Origin of the sequence: Amycolatopsis sp. NPDC049159 (assembly GCF_040648295.1) — a bacterium.
In the GTDB taxonomy this organism is placed as follows: domain Bacteria; phylum Actinomycetota; class Actinomycetes; order Mycobacteriales; family Pseudonocardiaceae; genus Amycolatopsis; species Amycolatopsis pretoriensis_A.
In genome coordinates this window covers 87,059-107,249 of the sequence record NZ_JBEZDL010000017.1, presented here as the reverse complement: position 1 = coordinate 107,249, position 20,191 = coordinate 87,059, and the positions used below count along the sequence as shown (strand labels likewise).

Genomic DNA, 20,191 nt, shown 5'->3' with positions numbered 1-20,191 from the left:
ACAAAAGTGGGTCATGACCTGCGGAAACATGGCGGCCAACTGATAGGTTCTGATACGGTGACCGTTCAGTTGAACCGATGGGCAACAGCCCGGCGAGGAGTAGGCATGTCACGCCCGAGGTCGCCTGTGTCCAGGTCTGAGCCGCTCGCGCAACAGATCGCCCGGAACGTTGAGAACGACATCGAAGCGGGCCGGCTTCGGCACGGTCAGCGGTTGCCCTCGTCCCGTGAGTTGGCGCAAGAGTGGGACGTGAGCGTCTTCACGATCAATGAAGCGATGGACCTGCTCGCCAAGAAGGGGCTAGTGGTGAGCAAGCCGAGGGCTGCCCGCACGGTCAACGCGCCGGATCAGGAGGTTCGCGGGGAGGTTCGTCCGGTAGCTCCGCAGGTGGTCATGATCGGCGGCTATGCCGGCAGCGGGAAGACGGAGTTGGGGCGCGTTCTGGCGCGCGAGACCGGTTGGCCAATGCTCGACAAGGACACCCTGACTCGGTTCGTGGTTGAAGCGGCGCTTGAGATGCAGGGCCTGTCGAGGAATGACCGCGAGTCCGAGACGTACCTAACTAAGATCAGGCCGGCCGAGTATGACTCACTGCTTGAGGCAATGACCGAGAACCTGCAATGCGGGAACAATTCGATCGTTACTGCGCCGTTTGTTCGCGAGTTCGCCGATGAGGGTTGGATTCGACAGCGAGAGTTGCTGTGTCGCAACCTTGGTGCCCAGTTGACGATCGTCTGGGTCTACTGTGATGCGGATACGATGCACACGTACGTGCGCCATCGCAACGCACCGCGCGACGCCACGAAACTTGCCGATTGGGAGACGTACATGGAGGGCGTAGATGTCGACTTCCGCCCTCCGGTTCCTCACGTCGTGATTGACAACTCGGTTTCCGGGGGAGTCATGGCTGAGCAGGCGCGTCAGCTCATCGATCAGCTCACGTCGAACAGCAAAGGGAAGTAATGGCTGCTGCGGCGCTGAAGATTCTCGTTAGCGACGAGGCGGACGACGTCGTTGGCCGTGGCATCCTTGGCGACCTTGAGGGTGTCGAGGTTGTGCCGTACGACCCGAATGTCGCGGAGCTGACGTCGAGCCAAGCGGACGCCACTGTTCTTTTGCCGCCGTACCGCAGCAGCCATCGGCCCATCCGGTTACTCGCGCAACTAGGGTCTCTTCAGATGGTGCAACTCCTATCCGCAGGCGCTGACGAATGGTCGGCGGATGTGCCTGCCTGGGTTACTTTGGCGACTGCACGGGGCGCACACGCCGGACCTGTCGCTGAATGGGTCTTATCTGCGGTGCTGACGCAGTTTCGTCAATGGCCCACACTGGTTCGCTTTCAAGATAAAGGCGTGTGGGCGCACCGTCAGTTCGAGGCGGATACTTTGGCAGGTAAGAAAGCGCTCATTGTCGGTGCCGGCGCAATCGGAGGTGAGGTCGCGCGAAGGCTCGAAGTGTTTGGAGTGGACTCCACGCTTGTCGCCTCGCGTGCTCGGGATGGCGTCTTCGGGGCGGCCGCGTTGCCTGAAATTGTGTCGGGTCACGCTATCGTGGTGATCACGGCTCCCTTGACCGAGAGGACGCGAGGGCTAGTCGGTTCAAGGTTCCTTAAGCTGATGGACGACAACGCCATCCTGGTCAACGCCGGCCGTGGCCAAATCGTCGATACGGACGCGCTGCTCGTCGAGCTGGCGTCTGGCCGTTTGCGCGCGGCGCTCGACGTAACCGACCCGGAACCTCTACCCGGCGATCATCCACTGTGGGCGCAGCGGGGTGTCGTGATCAGTCCTCACTCCGCCCGTACCGTGCCGGGGACCAACCGCCTCTGCTATGAGGTTGCCGCGCAGCAGATCGTCGCGTTTCTGAGGGGGGAGCGGCCGTCCAACGCTGTGTAGTACGGCTGAACCGTTGTCCGGTCTCGGCTTGCCCATCCTGCCGTCGACGGCCCTGTGGCGGCGGTTGTCAGGCGGGTTTGCGGACGAGTCCGGTGTAGGCGGCGATGGCGAGGGTGGCCAGGCCCCAGAGCAGGGCTTGAAGCACCCAAAGGATCACTGTGAACATTTGGCCCCATCGGGTGGCGGTGTCGAGGTCGCAGCGGGCGCGCAGACCAGTCGCGCCGAGAGGGAGCCCACGGTCGATACCAAGGCCGATGAGTTCGACCGGCGAGCACGGAGTGCCGGCGGCGTCGGGCTTCGCAGTGGCGGGTGGAACGCGTTCGGCGGCTTGATGGCCGGGGCGGGTTGTGACGTGCCCGGCGACCAGGCTCAGTCCGGCGGCGAAGGCGAGAACAACGGCGAGGGCGAGAACGAGGCGGTGGGCGCGGTAGCCGTAGCGACCGAGCCACCCCCACAACGCGTGCCGCCCGAGCGCGAGCCTGTTGCCCAGAGCGCGAGGAGCGCGGCGGCGGAGGTCGTGTTGTTGAGCGATTAGCACTTCACGGGCGTTGTTGTCGTGGCCAGCGGCGCGCTCGGTCGCGGCGAGTTGTTGGAAGGGTTGGGGCCGGTAGACGATGGTGTGGTGGACCAGCAGGTGCAGCCATTGACGCCACGAAATCTCCTGCAGGCTGGTGTAGGTAAGTCCGTGGGCTGTGATGGTGCGGTCGCTGTCGGGGCAACGATGGCGGCTCACTTCCTGCCGACCGGCGGCGCACACCACCGCTGGCGGGAAAAGCAACAACCCCGCGATCTGCATCTCATGCAGCACTAGAAGCGGGCCTGAGCTGTTGTCCACTCTGGACACGGATAGTAGAGCCTGGCCACCGATGTGTGCGCCGAGCAGTCGGATCGCGCCGAGTTTTCCGGCGCCGCTGATGGTGGCGTCCCGCATGAACAGGTTGGTGTCGGCGCGGAGGCGTTCGGCGTGTAATGCAGGGCCGGTCGCGTTCGTGACAGTGGCTCGATCGAGTTCGAGCGAGTTGCCGATGTGTGCGCCGAGCAGTCGGATCGCGCCGAGTTCTCCGGCGCCGCTGATGGTGGCGTCCCGCATGAGAAGGCCCATATCGGCGCGCATGCGTTCGGCGACCAGTGCGGGGCCGGTGGAGTTGGTGATGTTGGTGCCTTGATCGAGTTCGAGCGAGCCGCCGACGTGGGCGCCGAGCAGTCGGATCGCGCCGAGTTCTCCCACGCCCCTGATGGTGGCGTCCCGCATGAACAGGTTGGTGTCGGCGCGGAGACCGTCGGCGTGCAGTGCGGGGCCGGCGGCGTTGATGACGGTGGCTCGATCGAGGCCAAGTTGGCCGCGGATGTGGGCGCCGGGCAGTCGGATTGCGCCGTCTTCGTTGGCGCCGACGATGGTGGCGCCCCGCATATTCAGGGTCGCGTTGGTGTGGAGGCCGTCGGCGTGAAGGTGGGTGAGCAGACAGTAGTCCAGCTGTAGGTAGTGAAGGTCCGCATCACGACAAAAGATGCCGTCCAGGAGCGCACATTGCCGCAAGCTCAAGCCTGTGACAGCGGTGATGTGATCGAGGTCGAGCTTTCCAACGATCCGCACGCCCTCCACTCTGATTCCGCGGGGGTCGAGGTCGCCGTGCAGGCCGCGGAGCAGATCGCGGAGCAGTTCGGCTCGTACCCGTAGGCCGGGGTCAGCGGTCACGGTTAGCCCCTCTACCGCCATCGGGGTGGAGGGTTTGGCCCACTCCCCGCGCCGGGCGGCGCTAATGACCTGTTGCTCGAGTTCGGTCAAGTCGGTCAGCAGGGGTGAAGGCTGCGTCTCGTCCACGCCACCATTGTCGACTATGCGCTACGGTGTGTGACATCTGGCGGCCATCTTGTTGCGAGTGGATACACCATTTCTGCACGTGGCAGCTGCAGGACCAGGTGGGTTCCCATCGAGAACCGCTCGTGCTGCACCGTCTGGATCAGCGCGAACTGCGCATTCCCACACGCGAACCACGGTCCAACCCTGCTCCCGCGCCAGCGAGGTTGACCGTGCGTCTCGCTCCCGGTTTCGACGCATCTTCTGTTCCCACAGCTCAGCGTTCGGCCCTGTAAACGGTGTCTTCCTGCCATGGACCGGGCAAGAGTGCCAGTAGTCGCCGTCGACGAAGACAGCGATCCTGTGCCGGGGTAGGACGATGTCAGGAGTACAACCCTGCGCGATCCGTCGGTGAAGTCTGAACCGAGCGCCCGCCGCGTGCAAAGCGCGGCGAAGCAGGACCTCTGGCTCGGTGTCGACCTTCTTCCGTCCACGGAGGTGCCGCCCTTCGCGCGTCGGAATCCAGCCAGCGCCCAAGGTCAGCCCTCTTCGGTCAACGCTGCGATCACCGTCTTGGCAAGGAGCGGTGGCACCGAGTTGCCCAGCTGCGCTTGAATCGAGTTTCGCGAGCCCACAAGTTCAAAGTTGTCAGGGAAAGTGAAGAGCCGCTTCAGCTCGGCAACACGAAGTCTCCGGTTCTCCCAGTGGAAAGGACCCACGTAGGGCCCAGGCTGGGCCTGGATGGTCGGAGCGGGTTTCGCCGGGTCGAGCTTGAGCAGAAACGACCAGTAACGGCTTCGCCACTTGAACAGTGGGTCTGGGTGCCCGCGTTCGGCCGTGTAGTGCAGATAGTTGCCACCCGGAGGGATGTCCGGTAGTAGGTGCCCGTACTGGCCAGCAACCGCGTCCGCCGGTTCAGGCACGGTATGAAGCCCGTCGAGTGCCTCGCCAGCCGTGACGTGAGGGGAGTCGGACTTGCCGACGTCCTGGCGCTCCCACCGGCCGCCATGGGTTGGTTTAGGTAAAGCTGGCGTCCGAGAGCCCTTCGGGGCTCCGACGATCACTAGCCTGGGGCGAGCCTGAGGTACGCCGAAGTTTGCTGCGTTCAGGACCTCCCAGTTGCAGTCGTATCCGTACTCGTCGATCTCGCGGAGCAGACGCTCGAAGTGTGGCCTGCTTTGCCGGTTGTTGTACGTGAGGGCATACACGTTCTCGAGGACGAAGTACTGCGGCCTCAGGTCCCGCAGAACCCGCGTGTACTCCTGCAGCAGCGAGGCGTTCGGATCGAGGCCTTCGCGTTTCCAGTCGAGCCAGAAGCTCGACTTGCTGAACGGGGTGCACGGAGGGCCACCGATGAGAAGCTCAGGTTGCTCCTTCTGGCCCAGGCCAGCGGCCTCACGTATCTGAGCGGAGGACACCTCGAGGATGTTTTGCCGTATGACCGGGGACCTGAGGTCCGGGAAGTTCTTCTCCATCGTGTCTGCAGCGTCGTTGTTGTACTCGACGGCAGCATGTACCCGATAGCCAGCTTGCTCAGCGCCTAGATCGAGGCCGCCAGCGCCGGAGAACAGAGAGACCGCTACACCACGTTCTGGAGCCACATCTCGAGACGATGCCACGACCCCCCGACAGTCTGGGGATGCCACGCTGATGTTCTTGCTCACAGCGCCCCCTTTAGAGTGGTCGCCCAGTCGTCGGTCACCCGCTGAAGTGGGGCGATCCTACCCGGATGCCGTTGGTCCTCGGTGAGGAGTGAAGTTCGACGGTAGCGGAACCTCCAGCTCCCGGTCGGGCCCTTCAAACAGGCCGCCACGACATCGAACTGGTCGATGCGATAGAGCCGGCCTGCGGGGTCGTTCTGCGTGGCTCGCGTCTTCTGGACTTCGACCTTGATGTCACCGTTGGCGTACTTCTTTGGAGACGCGTTCTTGCACTCGACCCGGACGTGCTCGCCCGTGGCCATCGTGACGTCGAAGTCGTGCAAGCCGTCCTTGTCAAGCGGTACGACTTTCGCGATCGAGGTGGTGTCAGAAGTGAGCTGCTTGCCGAGGTGGAACTCAGCGACGCCACCCTTGACGGCTGTGCTGAGCCGGTTGGCCTTGCTGATCATCGTCAAGATCTCGGAACTGGTCATCTCGAACTGAGTTTCCAGGTCATGGGTTGACGTGAAGGTATGGTCAGAGTCTGCTCTGGGTGTGGCGGCTTCGTTCGCGGCGACGAAGCGAAGGGCGGGGTCGAGCGCGAAGTCGGCCGCCGTGCGTTCGAGCCTGACGTAGTCGAGAAGACGGTCCGGCTTGAACATGACCACGGTCTCGAGGCCGCTCGCCGCGCGCGGGTTCGCACGCTTTCGACCGGTGATGTTGTCGCGCTCGAAAACATGCCACCCGCTCGTGTCCGCCGCTGCGACGTTTGCTTCCTTGAACTCGATCGAGATGCCCATGGGCAGCGGGTCGTACAACGACGGGTCCAGGCCGATCAGCAGGCCTGCCTCGAGGTGGATGCCGACGACAAGTGTCGTGTCGATGCCGGCGATGTCCCGGCCGAGCGGGTGGTCGTCCTTCCAGGACGCTTCACCGCCGTAGCGAATCTGCATCCGGTGCTCGTCAGCTGGCCGATTCTTGATCAACCGGTGGTTCGCCGTAAACGGGTACACGAGCACGCCGACGCGTTCGTCGGCTGGAGTCTGGATCCCCAAGTAGACAGGGCTGCGCTTCGGGTCGCTCGCGTACAGCAGCCGAGCGCGTGACCTGTCGACAGCTTCGGTGAGGAACCTGTGAAGCTCTGTCCGGGTGGGCGTGTTATACACCCGTGCGTAAGCGCGATCAGCTACGTATTCCGGCACCCTTCCATCCTTGCGTGTGTTCGGCGTCTTGCTTGCCCGGGGGCTCCAACTGAGCCCTGCGCCCGATTGGGCTCGGCGATCCGCCCTGTGGCTCCGAGGTGTGTGCCGCCGCCCTGTGGTGACCGTCGGCCGAGTGTGACAGGTGGTAGGTGTTCGAGGTGTCACACCTGTCGCTCTGTCACTTAACCTCGTCTGACCTGCGGTTTAAGCTGTGACAGTTGAGTGACAGCGTTGGGAGGCAAGGGTTAACACTCTACTACTATGTCTCTCTAGTCGCTGAGCAGCGAAAAGAGGCTGAAACACCGGTAAGTGGAGGCGTACTCCGCCTAGTGATGTTCCAGCCTCTTTGGTCTGAGGTGGGTGGCTAAGTGGGTGACAATCGGGGTGGCTATGCGCGGACGTGTGCGGACGTTCGTAGACGATGTGCTGCAGGTCAGAGCCCTGCGACCAAGGTCAACAAGTGACGAATTCCGCTCGTAATGAATAGGTCAGGGGTTCGATTCCCCTAGGCGGCTCGTCCAAGTGGAAGGCCTCTGCCCCTTGAGGGCAGGGGCCTTTTTCTTGGCCTCGCGTGTCTTGTGGGGCTTCGCCCCACGCCCCGTCCGGGGCTCTGCCCCGGCCCCCGTCGTGGTTGCGTTGCCGAGTCCGGCGCCGGAGGGTGCGCGAAACTTTGTTCGGGGGAACCACTCTTACGGGTCAAGTTGGAGATGGCGAAGGCCCCCAGCCATGAGCCGGGGGCCTTCGGGAAGCGTGAGCTACTTCGGGGCTACCACCTTCACGACCGTTGCCTTGGCGTCGCCGCGGGGGGTTCGGTAGGTGATCTCGTCGCCCGCTTTGGCGCCTACCAGGGCCAGGCCCAGGGGGCTGTCGGAGGTGATCGCGTCGGCGTCCTCGCCGGGGACCGTCACCACCTGGAACGTCTCTTCGTCGCCGTCCGAGAAGCGGAGGGTCACCGTTGTGCCGTCCGGGAGCTGGGAGTTGCCGTAGCCGCCGTGTTCCATCTTCGCGGCCAGGTCGGCGATCTGGCGGTCGAGCCGGGCGGCCGCTTCGGCGCGGTCGATCACGTCCGCCTGGTCCGCCGCGTCGCCGGTGCGCTCCTGCTCGCCGGGTTGCGGCGCGAGGGCCTCCCGCTGTGCGCGCAAGTTCGCGATTTCCTTCTCCAGCTGGCTGCGCGCAGCCGGGCTGAGCCCCTTGTCCCCTGAGATCACCATGCGCGCATTGTCCGCTGCGCGGACCGGGGTGGCCAATCCGGTTTTTCACCCGAAGGTCATCCGCGGGACGTCTGCCCTAGGATTCGGGGCTGCCGTCCAGTAAGAAGGTAACGAGAATCACCGTGAGCGCAGTCCCCGGTCGCAGCGACCGGCTCTCTCCCAACCAGCTGGCCAAGCAGGAGCAGATCGTCGAAGCCGCGCGCGTGGTCCTCGCCCGCGACGGCCTCGCCGGGTGCACCGTGCGGGCCATCGCCGACGCCGGACCGCTCACCAAGAGCGCGATCCACTACTACTTCGCCGACATCGACGTCCTCATCGACCGCGCGATGGCCGCCCACATCACCGCCTTCGCGGCGGGGCTGCGCGAGGTGGCCGCGAAGCACGACGAACCCCGCCGGCGGCTCTTCGCCGTCCTCGAGGAGTACCTGCGCGTCTTCGCCGCCAACCCGAACGCCGCCTTCCTGTGGTTCGAGTACTGGATCGCCGCCGGGCGCGCGCAGCACCCGCAGGCCATCGACGTCATGCTCACGTCGCTCACGGAACTGCTCGCCGAGCTCCTCGCGCCGCTCGACGTCGACGACCCTCGGGCCCGCGCCCGGGCGCTGCTGTCGTACCTGCTGGGCACCGTCGTCCAGCAGCGGGTGCGCCCTCGGCCGTTCGCCACGCTGCGTGCCGACATCGAGGCGCTCTGCTTCGCGAACTACGGCCAGTAACACCCAATAGATCCGTAGAGGTACGGATTGTGCGGTACGTCCGGCTCCGGCCAAGGTCGAGGAACCCCCGAGAGCAGGAGACGTGATGCGCACACGAACGTGCATGGCAGCGGCCGCGGCCGTCCTCTTGGTGCTCACCGTCGGCGGCCAGGCCGGTGCCGCCCAGCCCGACGGACCGCAGGTTTACGAGGTCAGCGGCACCGGCACCGCCCAGCAGCGCACCGAGGTCGCGCGGACCGGCGCCGACATCCTCGACGTCGAAGGCGCGACGACGACGATCATCGCCAACCCCGGCGAGGTCGCCCGGCTGCGCGCGCTCGGCTTCGGCGTCAAGGCGGTCGGCAAGGTGAACCGCCCGCAGGGCACCGCGACCGTCGAGGACTTCCCGGCCGGCTACACCGGCTACCACACCTACGCCGAAACGCAGACGGAGCTGCAGAAGGCCGTCGCGAACTACCCGTCGCTCGCGAAGCTGAGCAGCGTCGGCACGTCGTACGAAGGCCGCGCGCTGTCGGCGCTCAAGATCAGCGACAACGCCGGCACCGACGAGAACGAGCCCGAGGTCCTCTTCACCTGCAACCAGCACGCGCGCGAGCACCTCACGACCGAGATGTGCCTGCGCATCGTGCAGCGGCTGACCAGCGGGTACGCCACCGATCCCGCGATCAAGCGGCTCGTCGACGGCGCCGAGATCTGGGTGGTCCCGAGCGTCAACCCGGACGGCTCCGAGTACGACATCTCCGGCGGCACGTTCCACAGCTGGCGCAAGAACCGCCAGGGTCCCGGCACCGACACCAACCGCAACTGGGGTTACAAGTGGGGCTGCTGCGGCGGCTCGTCGGGCTCGACGTCCAGCGAGACCTACCGCGGCACGGCGGCGTTCTCCGCGCCCGAGACCCGATCGCTGTCGAACTGGGTGAACTCGCGAGTGGTCGGCGGCGTCCAGCAGATCAAGACGCACATCGACTTCCACACCTACTCCGAGCTGGTGCTCTGGCCGTTCGGCTACACCTACGCCGACACCGCGCCGGGCCTGACCGCGGCCGAGGCGCAGAAGTTCCAGTCGCTCGGCAGGCAGATGGCCGCGACCAACGGCTACACGCCGCAGCAGTCCAGTGACCTCTACATCACCGACGGCAGTGTCAACGACTGGATGTGGGCGCAGCACAAGATCTGGAGCTTCACCTTCGAGATGTACCCGAAGGGCAGCAGCCCGGGCTTCTACCCGCGCGACACCCAGATCGTGCCGCAGACGACCCGCAACGACCAGGCCGTGGACATCATCATCAACGCCGCGATCACCGGCTGACCCCCAGCGGCCAGGTACGCGGCGCGCGAATGGCCTCCTTCCCCGTGGACCGGGGAAGGAGGCCCTCGCGGTTTAGGGTGCGGGCATGCCTCTGTTCTCGTTCGAAGGGCTCAGCCCGCAGGTCCACCCGGACGCCTGGATCGCCCCCACCGCCACCCTGATCGGCGACGTCGTCGTCGAGAAGGACGCCTCGATCTGGTTCGGCGCGGTGATCCGGGCCGACTTCGGCCGGATCGTCATCCGGGAGGGCGCCAACATCCAGGACAACTCGGTGATCCACGTCAACGACGGCGTCTGCGAGGTCGGCAAGAACGTCACCGTGGGCCACCAGTGCCTCGTGCACGACTGCACGATCGGGGAGCAGGCGCTGATCGGCAACGGCTCGACGGTGCTCGACAAGGCGAAGATCGGCGCGCGGGCGCTGGTCGCGGCCGGGGCCACCGTCACGCCGGCGACGGAAGTGCCGGACGAGGTCATCGCGATGGGCAGCCCGGCGAAGAAGTTCGTGCCGCTGACCGACTCCGCGCGCATGTGGGTCGAGCACAACGCGGCGATCTACCAGGAGCTGGCCCGCCGGCACCGCGCCGGGACCAAGCCGATCGATTGAAGTTGACCCTCCAGTAACTGGAGACCCTAGCTTCGGGGCATGGCTCCGAAGAAACTCACCCACCAGGTCACCCTCGAGCTCACCGCGGGCAACGCCCCGGTCGTCGACCTCGGCAAGATGCTGGGGCAGACCGGGGTCAACCTCGTCGAGATCAAGAAGGCGTACGACGCTTCGACGGCGGCCCAGCGCGGCGACGTCGTGCCGGTCGTCGTCTCGGTGTTCGAGGACCGCTCGTTCGCGCTGCGGCTCAAGACGCCGCCGACGTCGTTCCTCATCAAGAAGGCGTTGGGGGACAAGGGTTCCGCGCGGCCGGGGCACGAGGTCGCCGGCAAGCTCACGACCGACCAGCTGCGCGGGATCGCCGAGCGCAAGCTGCCGGACCTGAACCCCTCCGACGTCGAAGCGGCGATGCGCACGATCGCGGGCACGGCGCGCTCCATGGGCGTCGTGGTCGTGGACTGACGTGCGCAAGCACGCGGTGGTGCCGCCGTTCCGCGCGCTGGACCCCGAGCTCGGGGTCGCGGAACGGTTGCTGCGTCAGGGAAATCCGCAGCTGAGCGCGATCGTCGCGCGGCTGCCCGACGAATCCGCGGCCGCCCGCCGCCTCAACGCCGTCCTGGCGGAGGCGGGTGCGCGGCCGCGGCTCGTCGCGACCGGGACGGCGTGGCGGATCGGTTACGTGACGCCGTACGCGGGCACCGGCGAGCTGGCCGCGGGCGCGGCCGGGCTGGCCGAACTCGTCGCCGTCGGCGGCTGAAGCGCTGTGCCACCTGCGCGCGGCCGTTCTGCGACCGGACGTCGGGCTGCACCCGCAAGTGGTGCGCCGAGCACCGCCGGGGCACTGGCTGGGTGGACTAGGCTCTTCCCCGCAGCAGCGACTGGCGCCATCGAGGTGGAGCACCACCGGGAAGCGACGACGAGGCCCGCACCGCGCGCCTGGGTGAAGGCCACTCCAGAGCCGGAGCACGCCATGACCCACCAGCCGAAACTGAACGCGCTCACCGCCGCCGACCCGCAGATCGCCGGGCTGGTCGAGGACGAAGCGAAGCGCCAGCACGACAAGATCCGCCTGATCGCCTCGGAGAACTACGTCTCGCAGGCCGTCCTCGAGGCGACCGGCAGCGTGCTCACCAACAAGTACTCCGAGGGCTACGCGGGCAAGCGGTACTACGAGGGCCAGCAGTTCATCGACCAGGTCGAGCAACTCGCCATCGACCGCGCGAAGGCCGTGTTCGGCGCCGACCACGCGAACGTCCAGCCGTACTCCGGCTCGCCGGCGAACCTCGCGGTCTACCTCGCCTTCGCCGAGCCCGGCGACACCGTGCTGGGCATGGGGCTGCCCGACGGCGGCCACCTCACCCACGGCTGGGGCGTGTCCGCGACCGGCAAGTGGTTCACCCCGGTGCGCTACGGCGTCACCAAGGAGACCGGCCGCGTCGACCTCGACCAGGTCCGCGACCTGGCCCGCGAGCACCGGCCGAAGCTGATCTTCTGCGGTGGCACAGCGATCCCGCGCACGATCGACTTCCCGGCGTTCGCGGAGATCGCCGCGGAGGTCGGTGCGGTGCTCGTCGCCGACATCGCGCACATCGCCGGCCTCGTCGCGGGCGGCGCGCACCCGTCGCCGGTCGGGCACGCGCAGGTCATCACGACGACCACGCACAAGACCCTGCGCGGACCGCGCGGCGCGATGATCCTGTCCGACGCCGAGCACGCGAAAGCCGTCGACAAGGCGGTGTTCCCCGGCCTGCAGGGCGGCCCGCACGACCACACGACGGCGGCCATCGCGGTCGCGCTCGGCGAGGCGCAGCAGCCGTCGTTCAGCGAGTACGCGCACACGATCGTCGCGAACTCCCGCGCGCTGGCGGACGCCTTGCTGGCGAAGGGCTACGACCTGGTTTCCGGCGGCACGGACAACCACCTGCTGCTGATCGACCTGACGAACAAGGCGGTCGCGGGCAAGCCGGCGGCGAAGGCGCTGGACCGCGCGGGCATCGAGCTGAACTACAACACGGTCCCGTTCGACCCCCGCAAGCCGTTCGACCCGTCCGGCATCCGGCTCGGCACGTCCGCGATCACCACCCGCGGCCTGCGGCCGGAGCACCAGGCCCAGGTGGCGGACTGGATCGACCGCACGATCACCGCGGCGGCCGCGGCCAACGAATCCACTCTCGACGCGATCGCGGCGGAGATCCGCGAGTTCCTGGCGCCGTTCCCGATCCCGGGCTACTCCGCCTGACGCAGGATTTTCGCCGCCGCCGCGTGCAGGCCGGGCGCGGCGGCGAGGAAGCTGCCGGCCGACGGCGTCCACGGGGCGCCGTCGGCGGTGGTGACCACCGCACCGGCCTCGCGCGCGACCAGTGCCGCGCCGGCGAGGTTGGTCGCGTCACGGCCGTACTGCCAGAACAGGTCCAGCCGTCCCGCGGCGACATCGGCGACCTGCCACGACGTCGGCCCGAGGTTCCGCACGGCGGCGACCTCGGTGAGCACGGCGGTCAGCGACCGCCCGGCGGCTTCGGCGACGCCCGGCTGTCCGGCGACGAACGGCGGCTGGCTGGTGGCCGCGACGACCGCGTCCAGGGATGTCTTGCGTGAAGGCGAGATCGGCACGCCGTTGCGCCACGCGCCCGCGCCGCGCTCTGCCGAATAGGTCTCGCCGAGCCGCGGCGCGTGCAACACGGCCAGCTCCGGTTCGCCGTCCCGCAGCAACGTCACGGTGAGGCAGTACTGCGGCAGGCCCTGCAGCAGTTGGACGGCGCCGTCGAGCGCGTCGACCACCCAGACCTCACCGTCGGGCACGTCTTCGAACTCGCCGACCCAGCCCGCGGCCGGCCGGAGCTCCGCGAGCGCCGCGCGCAGGCTCACGGCCAGGGGACCGTCGACGGCCGAGAAGGTGGTGGCGAGCTCGTCGAGCGAGGTCGGCGGGTGCGCCGGCCGCCGCACGCCGGTCGCCAGGGTTTCCACGATGTCGATCACTGATTTCCGCATGCGCCCAGGATCGAGCCAGGCCGGCTGTTCGAGGTACTCCAGCGCGCCGCGATGAGCGAAACTGGACTGCATGGTGCAGCTGATGAACGAAATCGAACAGCGGGTCGTCTCCGCTCTTCAGCTCGACGGCCGCTCCGGGCCCGGCCGGATCGCCGAAGTGCTCGGCCTCTCGCCGCGCACGGTCGCCCGTGCCATCGCCCGGCTCCGAGCCGACGGGCGGCTGAAGGTCGTCTGCGTCCCCGATCCCGCGCACGGCCTGCGCGGTGCACTGCTCCTGCGGGTCAGGGTCCTCCGCGGCCGGACGCCGGTGATCGCCGACGCCCTCGCCGCCCGCGACGACGTCCTCTTCGTGGACATCCTCGCGGGCGGTGAGGAGATCAGCGCCGTCGCGCTCGGCGGGCTCGACGGCCGGCTCGTGCACGACGCACTGCCGTCGACCTCGGCCGTCACCGAGCTGCGCGCGCACTCGGTCCTGCACGTCTTCTCCGACGCGACGCAGTGGCGCACCGGCCTGCTCACCGACGCCGAAGTCGCCGCGCTCACCCCGCCTCCGCCCGGCGAAGACGTGACCCTGGACGACCTCGACCGCCGGCTGCTGGACCGGCTGGCCGTCGACGCGCGGCTCGGGCCCGGCGAACTGGACGCGGAGGCGCCGGAGTCGACCGTCCGGCGGCGGATCGACCGGCTGGCCGCGGCCGGGCGGATCCGGACCTACGCGAACGTCGACGTCGCAGCGCTCGGTCTGGGAGTCGACGCCAACGTCTGGATGACCGTCCCGCCGGGGCGGCTCGACGAGGTGGGACGGGCGCTGGGGCGGCACCCGATGGTCCACGGCACCCTCGCCACGACGGGCGTCACCAACCTGATGGCCGCCGTCTGGTGCCGGGACCTCGGCGACCTCTACACCTTCGTGACCGGCCTCGACGTCCCCTCCGCCGAGGTCACCGTCGTCGCGAGGGCCGTCAAGCGAGCCGGGAGACCGGGCTCACAAAAAAGTTGATTGCACCATACAAGCTTCCGGGGAATACTTGGTCGAGACAAGTAGTTGAGCGGTACAAGCAACTACGCGAATCGAGGGAGACCACCATGAGCGACACCTCCACGGCGGAAGGAGCAGCCGCTACGAACGGCAAACTGAGCCACCGCCAGATCCTCACCGTCCTGTCCGGCCTGATGCTCGGCATGTTCCTGGCCGCACTCGACCAGACCATCGTCTCGAGCTCGATGCGGACCATCGCCGACGAGCTGCACGGCCTGTCCCTGCAGGCCTGGGCCACCACCGCCTACCTGATCACCGCCACGCTCTCCACGCCGCTGTACGGCAAGCTGTCCGACCTCTACGGCCGCAAGCCCATGTACCTGACGGCGATCTCGCTGTTCCTGATCGGCTCGCTGGCCAGCGGCATGGCCACGTCGATGTACGAGCTCGCCGCGTTCCGCGCCTTCCAAGGGCTGGGCGCCGGTGGTCTGATGTCGCTCGCGCTCGCGATCATCACCGACATCACCGCGCCGCGTGAGCGCAGCAAGTACCAGGGCTACTTCATGGCCGTCTTCGGCATCTCGAGCGTCGCCGGGCCGGTCGTCGGCGGGTTCTTCGCCGGCATCGACACCTTCGCGGGCATCACCGGCTGGCGCTGGGTCTTCCTCGTCAACGTCCCGATCGCGCTGGCCGCGCTCGTCGTCGTCACCAAGGTGCTGAACCTCCCGCACACCCGCGTGGACCAGAAGGTCGACTATTGGGGTGCCGTCACGCTGGCCACCGGGCTGGTGCCGCTGCTGATCGTCGCCGAGCAGGGCCGCGAGTGGGGCTGGGGTTCCGCCGCCTCGATCGCCATGTACGTCGTCGGCGGCCTGGGCGTGGCCGCGTTCGTCTGGATCGAACGCCGGATGGGCGACGCCGCCCTGCTGCCGCTGCGGCTGTTCAAGCGGCCGGTGTTCCGGATGGCCACGCTGGTCACCGTCGTGCAGGGCGCCGGGATGTTCGGCGCGATGATGTCGCTGCCGCTCTACCTACAGATCGTCAAGGGCGCGACGCCGACCCAGGCCGGCCTGCAGATGCTGCCGCTGACGCTCGGCATCATGGTCGCCAGCCTGACCAGCGGCCGCCTGATCGCCAAGACCGGGCGCTACAAGATGTTCGCCGTGGCCGGGATCGGCCTGATGGCGGCGGCGCTGTTCGCGCTCTCGACGATCACCGTCGACAGCTCGCTGGCGCTGGTCATGGTGATCGCCTTCGTGATCGGCCTCGGCCTCGGCGCCTCGATGCAGACGCTGGTGCTGGCCGCGACCAACGACGTCCGCCCGCAGGACATCGGTGTCGCCACCTCGGCGGCGACGTTCTTCCGGCAGATCGGCGGCACGGCGGGCACCGCGGTGTTCCTGTCGATCCTGTTCGGCACGGTCGGCGACCGGATCGCGAACGCCATCCGCTCGGCGATGACGAGCCCGGCCTACGTGTCGGCACTGGCCCAGAACCCCGCGTTCGCGCAGCAGCTGAAGAGCGGCGGGCTGGACGTCAACGACACGTCGTTCCTGTCCTCGCTCGACCCGACGCTGGCCCGGCCGATCCTGCAGGGCTTCGCCGAGTCGATGAGCACGGTGTTCCTGGTCGGCGGGATCGTGCTGACCGTCGGGTTCGCCCTGGTGTGGTTCCTGAAGGAGAAGCCGCTCTCGGACAAGTCGGCGATGGAGCAGCGCGCGGACGCCGAGGCGGAGGCCGCCCCGGCCCTGGCACTGGCGCACTGACCCGCTGGAACACGAAGAGGCCCCTCGGAATCCGAGGGGCCTCTTCCGCGTGCCGTCAGTGGTCGGCGCCGCCGTTGGCCTTCTCCTTGGCCAGCCGGTCGGTCTCGCGCTCGTACGACCGGGCGATCTCCGCCTCGGCCTCGGTGCGGCCGACCCAGGACGAGCCTTCGACGCTCTTGCCGGGCTCGAGGTCCTTGTAGACCTCGAAGAAGTGCTGGATCTCCAGGCGGTGGAACTCGTTCATGTGGTGGATGTCGCGCAGGTGCTCGAGGCGCGGGTCGTTCGACGGAACGGCGATGACCTTGTCGTCCGGGCCCTTCTCGTCGGTCATCCGGAACATGCCGATCGCGCGGCAGCGGATCAGGCAGCCCGGGAAGGTGGGCTCCTGCACGAGCACCATCACGTCCAGGGGGTCGCCGTCCTGGCCGAGGGTGTCGTCGATGAAGCCGTAGTCGGCCGGGTACTGCGTGGCCGTGAACAGGGTCCGGTCCAGCTTGATGCGGCCGGTCTTGTGGTCGACCTCGTACTTGTTGCGCTCCCCTTTGGGGATTTCGATCGTGACGTCGAACTCCACGGCGTCCTCGCTGCTTCTTTATAGATCCGGGCGTGCCCGCGGCTCGCGGGCGGCAACCTTCATGACTGTCTTGACGTCTCCTAGTGTGGACTACGGCCTGCCGCGGGTCCGCATCGATGTCGGCCACGCGGCATGTGACCTTGGCCCCTTCCGGGGCAGGTGAGAAGGAGTGGTGGGTGCCGGAAAACGACCAGCCGATGTGGCCTTCGTCGGACGAAGACCGCTCGTCGTCGGGCGCGCGGAAGACCACCCCGATGTCGCTGCCCGACCCGCCGCCGGGCGCGCCGGGGGAGTCCGGCGTGCCGAAGGTCACAAGCAGCGAAGCCCCGAAGGGGTCCTGGTTCGCGCCGAACGTCGCGCCCGAGCCGGTCCCCGGCCTCAACGCGCCGGCCGAGGAGCCGCCGCCCCCGCCGCCCCCGGCCAAGCAGGACCTGGCCGACCGGCTCGGCAGCCGCGAGCCGAAGCGGCCGGCCGAGGCGGGCACCGAGTACATCCAGGCCGAGCCGCCGGTCGCCGAGAGCACCCAGTTCATCGAGGTGAAGCAGTCCGAGCGGACGCCGGTCGTGCCGGTCGAGCGCGACGTCTGGCCCGCCGACCAGCCGGAACGCCGCGAGGAACCGCAGCAGCAGCAGTGGCGTGAGGAACTGCAGCTGTGGCGCGACGAGCAGCAGCGCCGCGAAGAGCAGCTGAAGCGCGCGGACGATCAGCGCCGTGACGAGCCGCAGCGCCCGGAAGAGCCCCAGCAGCCCTGGGCCCAGCGCATCGAGCTGCGGGAGAACCGCGGCGGCGACCGCCCGGCCGAACCGGGTGAGCGCCGGCCCAGCCTGCCGCCGGAGCCGCCGCGCGGGGTCGTGCCGTCGGCGTCCGCCGGCTCCCTCGCCCGGCCCCAGCGGATCGAGCCGGACGGGCAGCGGTTCGACGCCGAGGCGACCGTCGGGATCGAGCGGCCCACCCAGTTCCCCGCCGCCTTCCAGCAGCAGCCCCAGCCGCGGAACGAGCCGCCGCGGCCCGAGCAGCGGCCGCCGTCCGAGCCGCCGCCCGCCGCCGAAGCGCCGCCCTCAGAGGAGCCGCCGAAGAAGCGGAAGAAGGGCAAGCTGATCGCGCTCGTCGTGGTCGTCCTGCTGGTGCTGGCCGGGGGCGGGGTCGCCGCGGCGATGCCGAAGGTGTCGAACCGGCTGGGCCTGCCGTGGGCGCCCAACGCGCCGAAGGGCGACAGCCCGGACCCGGTCGCCGCCACGCGCCAGCTGCAGGGGCCCAACACCGCCGGCACGGCGCCAACCGCCAACGGCGTCAAGTCCGTGCTGGCCTCGGCGGCCGGCAACGGCGCGCTCGGCCAGCTCACCGGCAGCGTGATCGACCCGGTGAGCGGCACCGTGCTGTGGGACCGCAGCTCCTCGACGCCGGTGACGCCCGCGTCGACGACGAAGGTGCTCACGTCGGCGGCCGCGCTGCTCTCGCTGGACCACAACCTGCGGTTGTCGACCAAGATCGTCCAGGGCGCCGACCCGGGCACGGTCATCCTGGTCGGCGGCGGCGACACGACGATCACCAACCTGCCGCTCGGCACGGACTCGCCGCTGTACCCGGCCGGCGCGCACGTCGACGACCTCGTCGCGCAGGTCAAGAAGGCCGCGCCCGGCGTCAAGAAGGTGCAGGTCGACCTGACCCTGTTCAAGGGCGCGACGACTGCGCCGGGCTGGGAAGCGGGCGACGCGCCGTCGACGTACGCGACGCAGATGGCCCCCGTGATGGCCGACGGCGGCCGGATCAGCCCCAAGGACAACAACTCGCAGCGCACGGCGAACGCGGGCAGCGCGCTGGCCTCGTCGATCGCGTCGAAGCTGGGTGCGTCGGCCGCCGGCCAGGCGACCGCGCCGAAGGACGCGAAGGTGCTCGGCGAGGTCAAGTCGGCCCCGCTGACCGAGCTGGTGTCCGACCTGATGGTGCTCTCCGACGACGTCCTCGCCGAGGCCATCGCCCGTCAGGTGGCGCTGGCGAACGGCGAGGAAGCGAGCTACGCGGGCGGTGCGAAGGCGACCATCAAGGTGCTGAAGGACCACGGGTTCGACGTCTCGGGCGTCGACCTCTCCGACGGCAGCGGCATCTCGTCGCTCAACCGCATCCCGGCGCGGCTGCTGACCCAGCTCCTGGCGGCCGCGGCGGCACCGGAGGGCAAGAACCCGGGCACCGGCAAGCTGCGCCCGGTGCTGGCGGGCCTGCCGGTGGCGGGCGGCTCCGGCACCCTCGCCGACAAGCGGTTCGACACCCCGGCGTCGCAGGCGGGCCGCGGTTGGGTGCGGGCGAAGACGGGCACGCTGACCGGGGTGAACACCCTGGCCGGGCTGGTGCTCGACCAGGACGGCCGGGTGCTCGTGTTCGCGTTCATGTCCAACGGCTCGGACACCGATCCCGGCCGGGACGCCATCGACGTGCTGGCCACCAGCCTCCGCAAGTGCGGGTGCGCCTAGCTGTAGTGACCATGGACGTTGTTGACGGTTGAGCGGCGCGTCGGGTTGATCAGAGCGAAGACCTCCGTGTGTGGTGCTGGTGTCTGACGCCATCACCGATCACAACGGAGGCCTTCGTGTCCCACCGTTGATGCCCGGTTGACCCTGCACGGACGCAGGCTGCTGATCGACCGTGTCGCCGCTGGACGCCCGGTTGCCCACGTCGCCGCTGAGCTGGGAATCTCCCGCGCGACCGGCCACAAAGGGATTCGCCGCCGCGCCACCACCGCCCTCGCCGACCTCGGCGCCCGAGCCCGCTTCACCCGCCGCTACCGACCTCAAACCAACGGAAAAGCCGAACGCTTCAACCGCACCCTCGCCGAAGAATGGGCCTACGCCCAACCCTTCACCAGCTCACACCACCGCGCCGAAGCACTAGCCGAGTTCCCGCACCGCTACAACCACCACCGAGCCCACACCTCACTCGGCGGAAAGCCACCCATCACCCGAGTCAACAACCTCACAGGGCAGTGCGCCTAGCGCCGGGCCGCCTCGGCAACCCGTTCGATCTCGGCCCGGCGCGCCTCCCGGGCGACGGCGTCGGGTTCCCGCGCCATGGCTTCCGCGTCGAGCCCGGTCGTGCCGTCGAGCTGCTCGCGCAGGATGTCGGCGTGCCCGGCGTGCCGGTTGATCTCGGTCAGGAAGGTGACGAGGACCTTGAAGAGGGTCACGTCGGTGTGCGCCCACACCCGCCGGTAGCGGCCGGCGATCTCCGCGCGGGTCTCGTCCTCGGTCGCCCACAGGTCGGTGCCGCGCTCGGGCAGCGGCTCGGGGAACGGCCGGCCGAAGACCTCGCCGAAGTAGCGGGCTTCCCAGGTCGACAGGTGCTTGACCAGGCCGAGCAGGTTGGTCCCGGTCGCGGTCAGCGGGCGGCGGACGTCGTGTTCGCCGAGTCCGTCGAGCTTCGCGAGCAGCGCTTCGCGGATCCAGCGCAGCTCGTCGTGCAGGTACGCCTTGGCGTCGTCGTCGATCACGGACGCCAGCTTGCCGCACCGCGTACCT

General features: G+C 68.4%; 20 protein-coding genes. 12 read left to right on the top strand and 8 right to left on the bottom strand.

Features of this window, described 5'->3' with window-relative positions; genetic code table 11:
- The first annotated feature begins 105 nt into the window (after nt 1-105).
- Together AB0B33_RS29365 and AB0B33_RS29360 are read left to right on the top strand one after the other, a co-directional pair.
- Nucleotides 106-963, top strand: a complete 858-nt coding sequence (locus AB0B33_RS29365) for a GntR family transcriptional regulator (protein ID WP_360777523.1) — start codon at nt 106-108, stop codon at nt 961-963.
- Nucleotides 963-1,895 carry an NAD(P)-dependent oxidoreductase gene (locus AB0B33_RS29360; protein WP_360777521.1) on the top strand — a complete coding sequence of 311 codons (933 nt, stop codon included), beginning with the start codon at nt 963-965 and terminating at the stop codon, nt 1,893-1,895. The genes AB0B33_RS29365 and AB0B33_RS29360 overlap by 1 nt, the downstream gene beginning before the upstream one ends.
- A 67-nt stretch (nt 1,896-1,962) precedes the next feature.
- On the opposite strand, the gene AB0B33_RS29355 is transcribed toward AB0B33_RS29360, so the two are convergent.
- The 5 genes from AB0B33_RS29355 to AB0B33_RS29335 form a co-directional block, all read right to left on the bottom strand.
- Nucleotides 1,963-3,717: a hypothetical protein gene (locus AB0B33_RS29355; protein WP_360777519.1), complete on the bottom strand. Its 1,755-nt coding sequence runs from the start codon at nt 3,715-3,717 to the stop codon at nt 1,963-1,965.
- Nucleotides 3,718-3,738: 21 nt separating this feature from the next.
- Nucleotides 3,739-4,230, bottom strand: coding sequence for a very short patch repair endonuclease (locus AB0B33_RS29350; protein ID WP_360777517.1), 492 nt, complete (start codon nt 4,228-4,230; stop codon nt 3,739-3,741).
- Between the two features lie 2 nt (nt 4,231-4,232).
- On the bottom strand, nt 4,233-5,357 hold the full coding sequence (locus AB0B33_RS29345; RefSeq protein WP_360777515.1) for a DNA cytosine methyltransferase: 1,125 nt from the start codon (nt 5,355-5,357) through the stop codon (nt 4,233-4,235).
- Entirely contained in the window at nt 5,354-6,535 is a 1,182-nt protein-coding gene (locus AB0B33_RS29340; protein ID WP_360777513.1) for a hypothetical protein, read from the bottom strand. Before AB0B33_RS29340 ends, AB0B33_RS29345 begins: the two co-directional genes overlap by 4 nt.
- Nucleotides 6,536-7,290: 755 nt before the next feature.
- A complete protein-coding gene (locus AB0B33_RS29335) occupies nt 7,291-7,746 on the bottom strand; it encodes a GreA/GreB family elongation factor (protein ID WP_247017389.1) in 456 nt (151 codons plus the stop codon).
- Nucleotides 7,747-7,868: 122 nt separating this feature from the next.
- Between AB0B33_RS29335 and AB0B33_RS29330 the strand changes: the two genes are divergently transcribed.
- The 6 genes from AB0B33_RS29330 to glyA all read left to right on the top strand — a co-directional run bounded on the left by AB0B33_RS29330 (nt 7,869) and on the right by glyA (nt 12,614).
- Nucleotides 7,869-8,459, top strand: coding sequence for a TetR family transcriptional regulator (locus AB0B33_RS29330; protein WP_360777511.1), 591 nt, complete (start codon nt 7,869-7,871; stop codon nt 8,457-8,459).
- Between the two features lie 103 nt (nt 8,460-8,562).
- Nucleotides 8,563-9,768 (top strand): M14 family metallopeptidase, encoded by a 1,206-nt coding sequence (locus AB0B33_RS29325; protein WP_360777736.1) that lies wholly within the window; start codon nt 8,563-8,565, stop codon nt 9,766-9,768.
- A gap of 85 nt (nt 9,769-9,853) precedes the next feature.
- Nucleotides 9,854-10,375, top strand: coding sequence for a gamma carbonic anhydrase family protein (locus AB0B33_RS29320; RefSeq protein ID WP_247017393.1), 522 nt, complete (start codon nt 9,854-9,856; stop codon nt 10,373-10,375).
- A gap of 39 nt (nt 10,376-10,414) precedes the next feature.
- Nucleotides 10,415-10,837 (top strand): 50S ribosomal protein L11, encoded by a 423-nt coding sequence (locus tag AB0B33_RS29315; protein ID WP_360777508.1) that lies wholly within the window; start codon nt 10,415-10,417, stop codon nt 10,835-10,837.
- Nucleotide 10,838: 1 nt separating this feature from the next.
- The gene (locus AB0B33_RS29310) at nt 10,839-11,132 is read left to right on the top strand and encodes a hypothetical protein (RefSeq protein ID WP_360777506.1); all 294 of its coding nucleotides are present in this window, start codon (nt 10,839-10,841) and stop codon (nt 11,130-11,132) included.
- Nucleotides 11,133-11,345: 213 nt separating this feature from the next.
- Complete coding sequence (gene glyA, locus AB0B33_RS29305) at nt 11,346-12,614, top strand: serine hydroxymethyltransferase (RefSeq protein ID WP_360777504.1); 1,269 nt, start codon at nt 11,346-11,348, stop codon at nt 12,612-12,614.
- Here glyA and AB0B33_RS29300 read toward each other — a convergent pair.
- Nucleotides 12,602-13,363 (bottom strand): inositol monophosphatase, encoded by a 762-nt coding sequence (locus AB0B33_RS29300; RefSeq protein ID WP_360777502.1) that lies wholly within the window; start codon nt 13,361-13,363, stop codon nt 12,602-12,604. The genes glyA and AB0B33_RS29300 overlap by 13 nt on opposite strands.
- An 82-nt stretch (nt 13,364-13,445) precedes the next feature.
- Between AB0B33_RS29300 and AB0B33_RS29295 the strand changes: the two genes are divergently transcribed.
- Entirely contained in the window at nt 13,446-14,363 is a 918-nt protein-coding gene (locus tag AB0B33_RS29295; protein ID WP_360777500.1) for an Lrp/AsnC family transcriptional regulator, read from the top strand.
- Between the two features lie 86 nt (nt 14,364-14,449).
- Nucleotides 14,450-16,108 (top strand): MDR family MFS transporter, encoded by a 1,659-nt coding sequence (locus AB0B33_RS29290; protein WP_360777498.1) that lies wholly within the window; start codon nt 14,450-14,452, stop codon nt 16,106-16,108.
- 55 nt (nt 16,109-16,163) lie between these two features.
- Here AB0B33_RS29290 and AB0B33_RS29285 read toward each other — a convergent pair whose 3' ends face one another.
- Nucleotides 16,164-16,682, bottom strand: a complete 519-nt coding sequence (locus AB0B33_RS29285; RefSeq protein ID WP_247017417.1) for an inorganic diphosphatase — start codon at nt 16,680-16,682, stop codon at nt 16,164-16,166.
- A gap of 176 nt (nt 16,683-16,858) precedes the next feature.
- On the opposite strand from AB0B33_RS29285, the gene dacB reads away from it, so the two are divergent.
- Nucleotides 16,859-19,150, top strand: coding sequence for a D-alanyl-D-alanine carboxypeptidase/D-alanyl-D-alanine-endopeptidase (gene dacB, locus AB0B33_RS29280; protein ID WP_360777496.1), 2,292 nt, complete (start codon nt 16,859-16,861; stop codon nt 19,148-19,150).
- A 138-nt stretch (nt 19,151-19,288) separates the two neighbouring features.
- Nucleotides 19,289-19,669 (top strand): integrase core domain-containing protein, encoded by a 381-nt coding sequence (locus AB0B33_RS29275; protein WP_360777494.1) that lies wholly within the window; start codon nt 19,289-19,291, stop codon nt 19,667-19,669.
- On the opposite strand, the gene AB0B33_RS29270 is transcribed toward AB0B33_RS29275, so the two are convergent.
- Complete coding sequence (locus AB0B33_RS29270; protein WP_360777492.1) at nt 19,666-20,163, bottom strand: DUF664 domain-containing protein; 498 nt, start codon at nt 20,161-20,163, stop codon at nt 19,666-19,668. The genes AB0B33_RS29275 and AB0B33_RS29270 overlap by 4 nt on opposite strands.
- Nucleotides 20,164-20,191: the final 28 nt, after the last annotated feature.

Bases quoted from the DNA above. Each gene is read 5' to 3' on its own strand.
- AB0B33_RS29290 (WP_360777498.1), top strand. From the start codon at position 14,450: ATGAGCGACACCTCCACGGCGGAAGGAGCAGCCGCTACGAACGGCAAA.
- AB0B33_RS29300 (WP_360777502.1), bottom strand. From the start codon at position 13,363: ATGCGGAAATCAGTGATCGACATCGTGGAAACCCTGGCGACCGGCGTG.
- AB0B33_RS29315 (WP_360777508.1), top strand. From the start codon at position 10,415: ATGGCTCCGAAGAAACTCACCCACCAGGTCACCCTCGAGCTCACCGCG.
- glyA (WP_360777504.1), top strand. From the start codon at position 11,346: ATGACCCACCAGCCGAAACTGAACGCGCTCACCGCCGCCGACCCGCAG.
- AB0B33_RS29365 (WP_360777523.1), top strand. From the start codon at position 106: ATGTCACGCCCGAGGTCGCCTGTGTCCAGGTCTGAGCCGCTCGCGCAA.
- AB0B33_RS29325 (WP_360777736.1), top strand. From the start codon at position 8,563: ATGGCAGCGGCCGCGGCCGTCCTCTTGGTGCTCACCGTCGGCGGCCAG.
- AB0B33_RS29320 (WP_247017393.1), top strand. From the start codon at position 9,854: ATGCCTCTGTTCTCGTTCGAAGGGCTCAGCCCGCAGGTCCACCCGGAC.
- AB0B33_RS29335 (WP_247017389.1), bottom strand. From the start codon at position 7,746: ATGGTGATCTCAGGGGACAAGGGGCTCAGCCCGGCTGCGCGCAGCCAG.
- AB0B33_RS29295 (WP_360777500.1), top strand. From the start codon at position 13,446: ATGAACGAAATCGAACAGCGGGTCGTCTCCGCTCTTCAGCTCGACGGC.
- AB0B33_RS29360 (WP_360777521.1), top strand. From the start codon at position 963: ATGGCTGCTGCGGCGCTGAAGATTCTCGTTAGCGACGAGGCGGACGAC.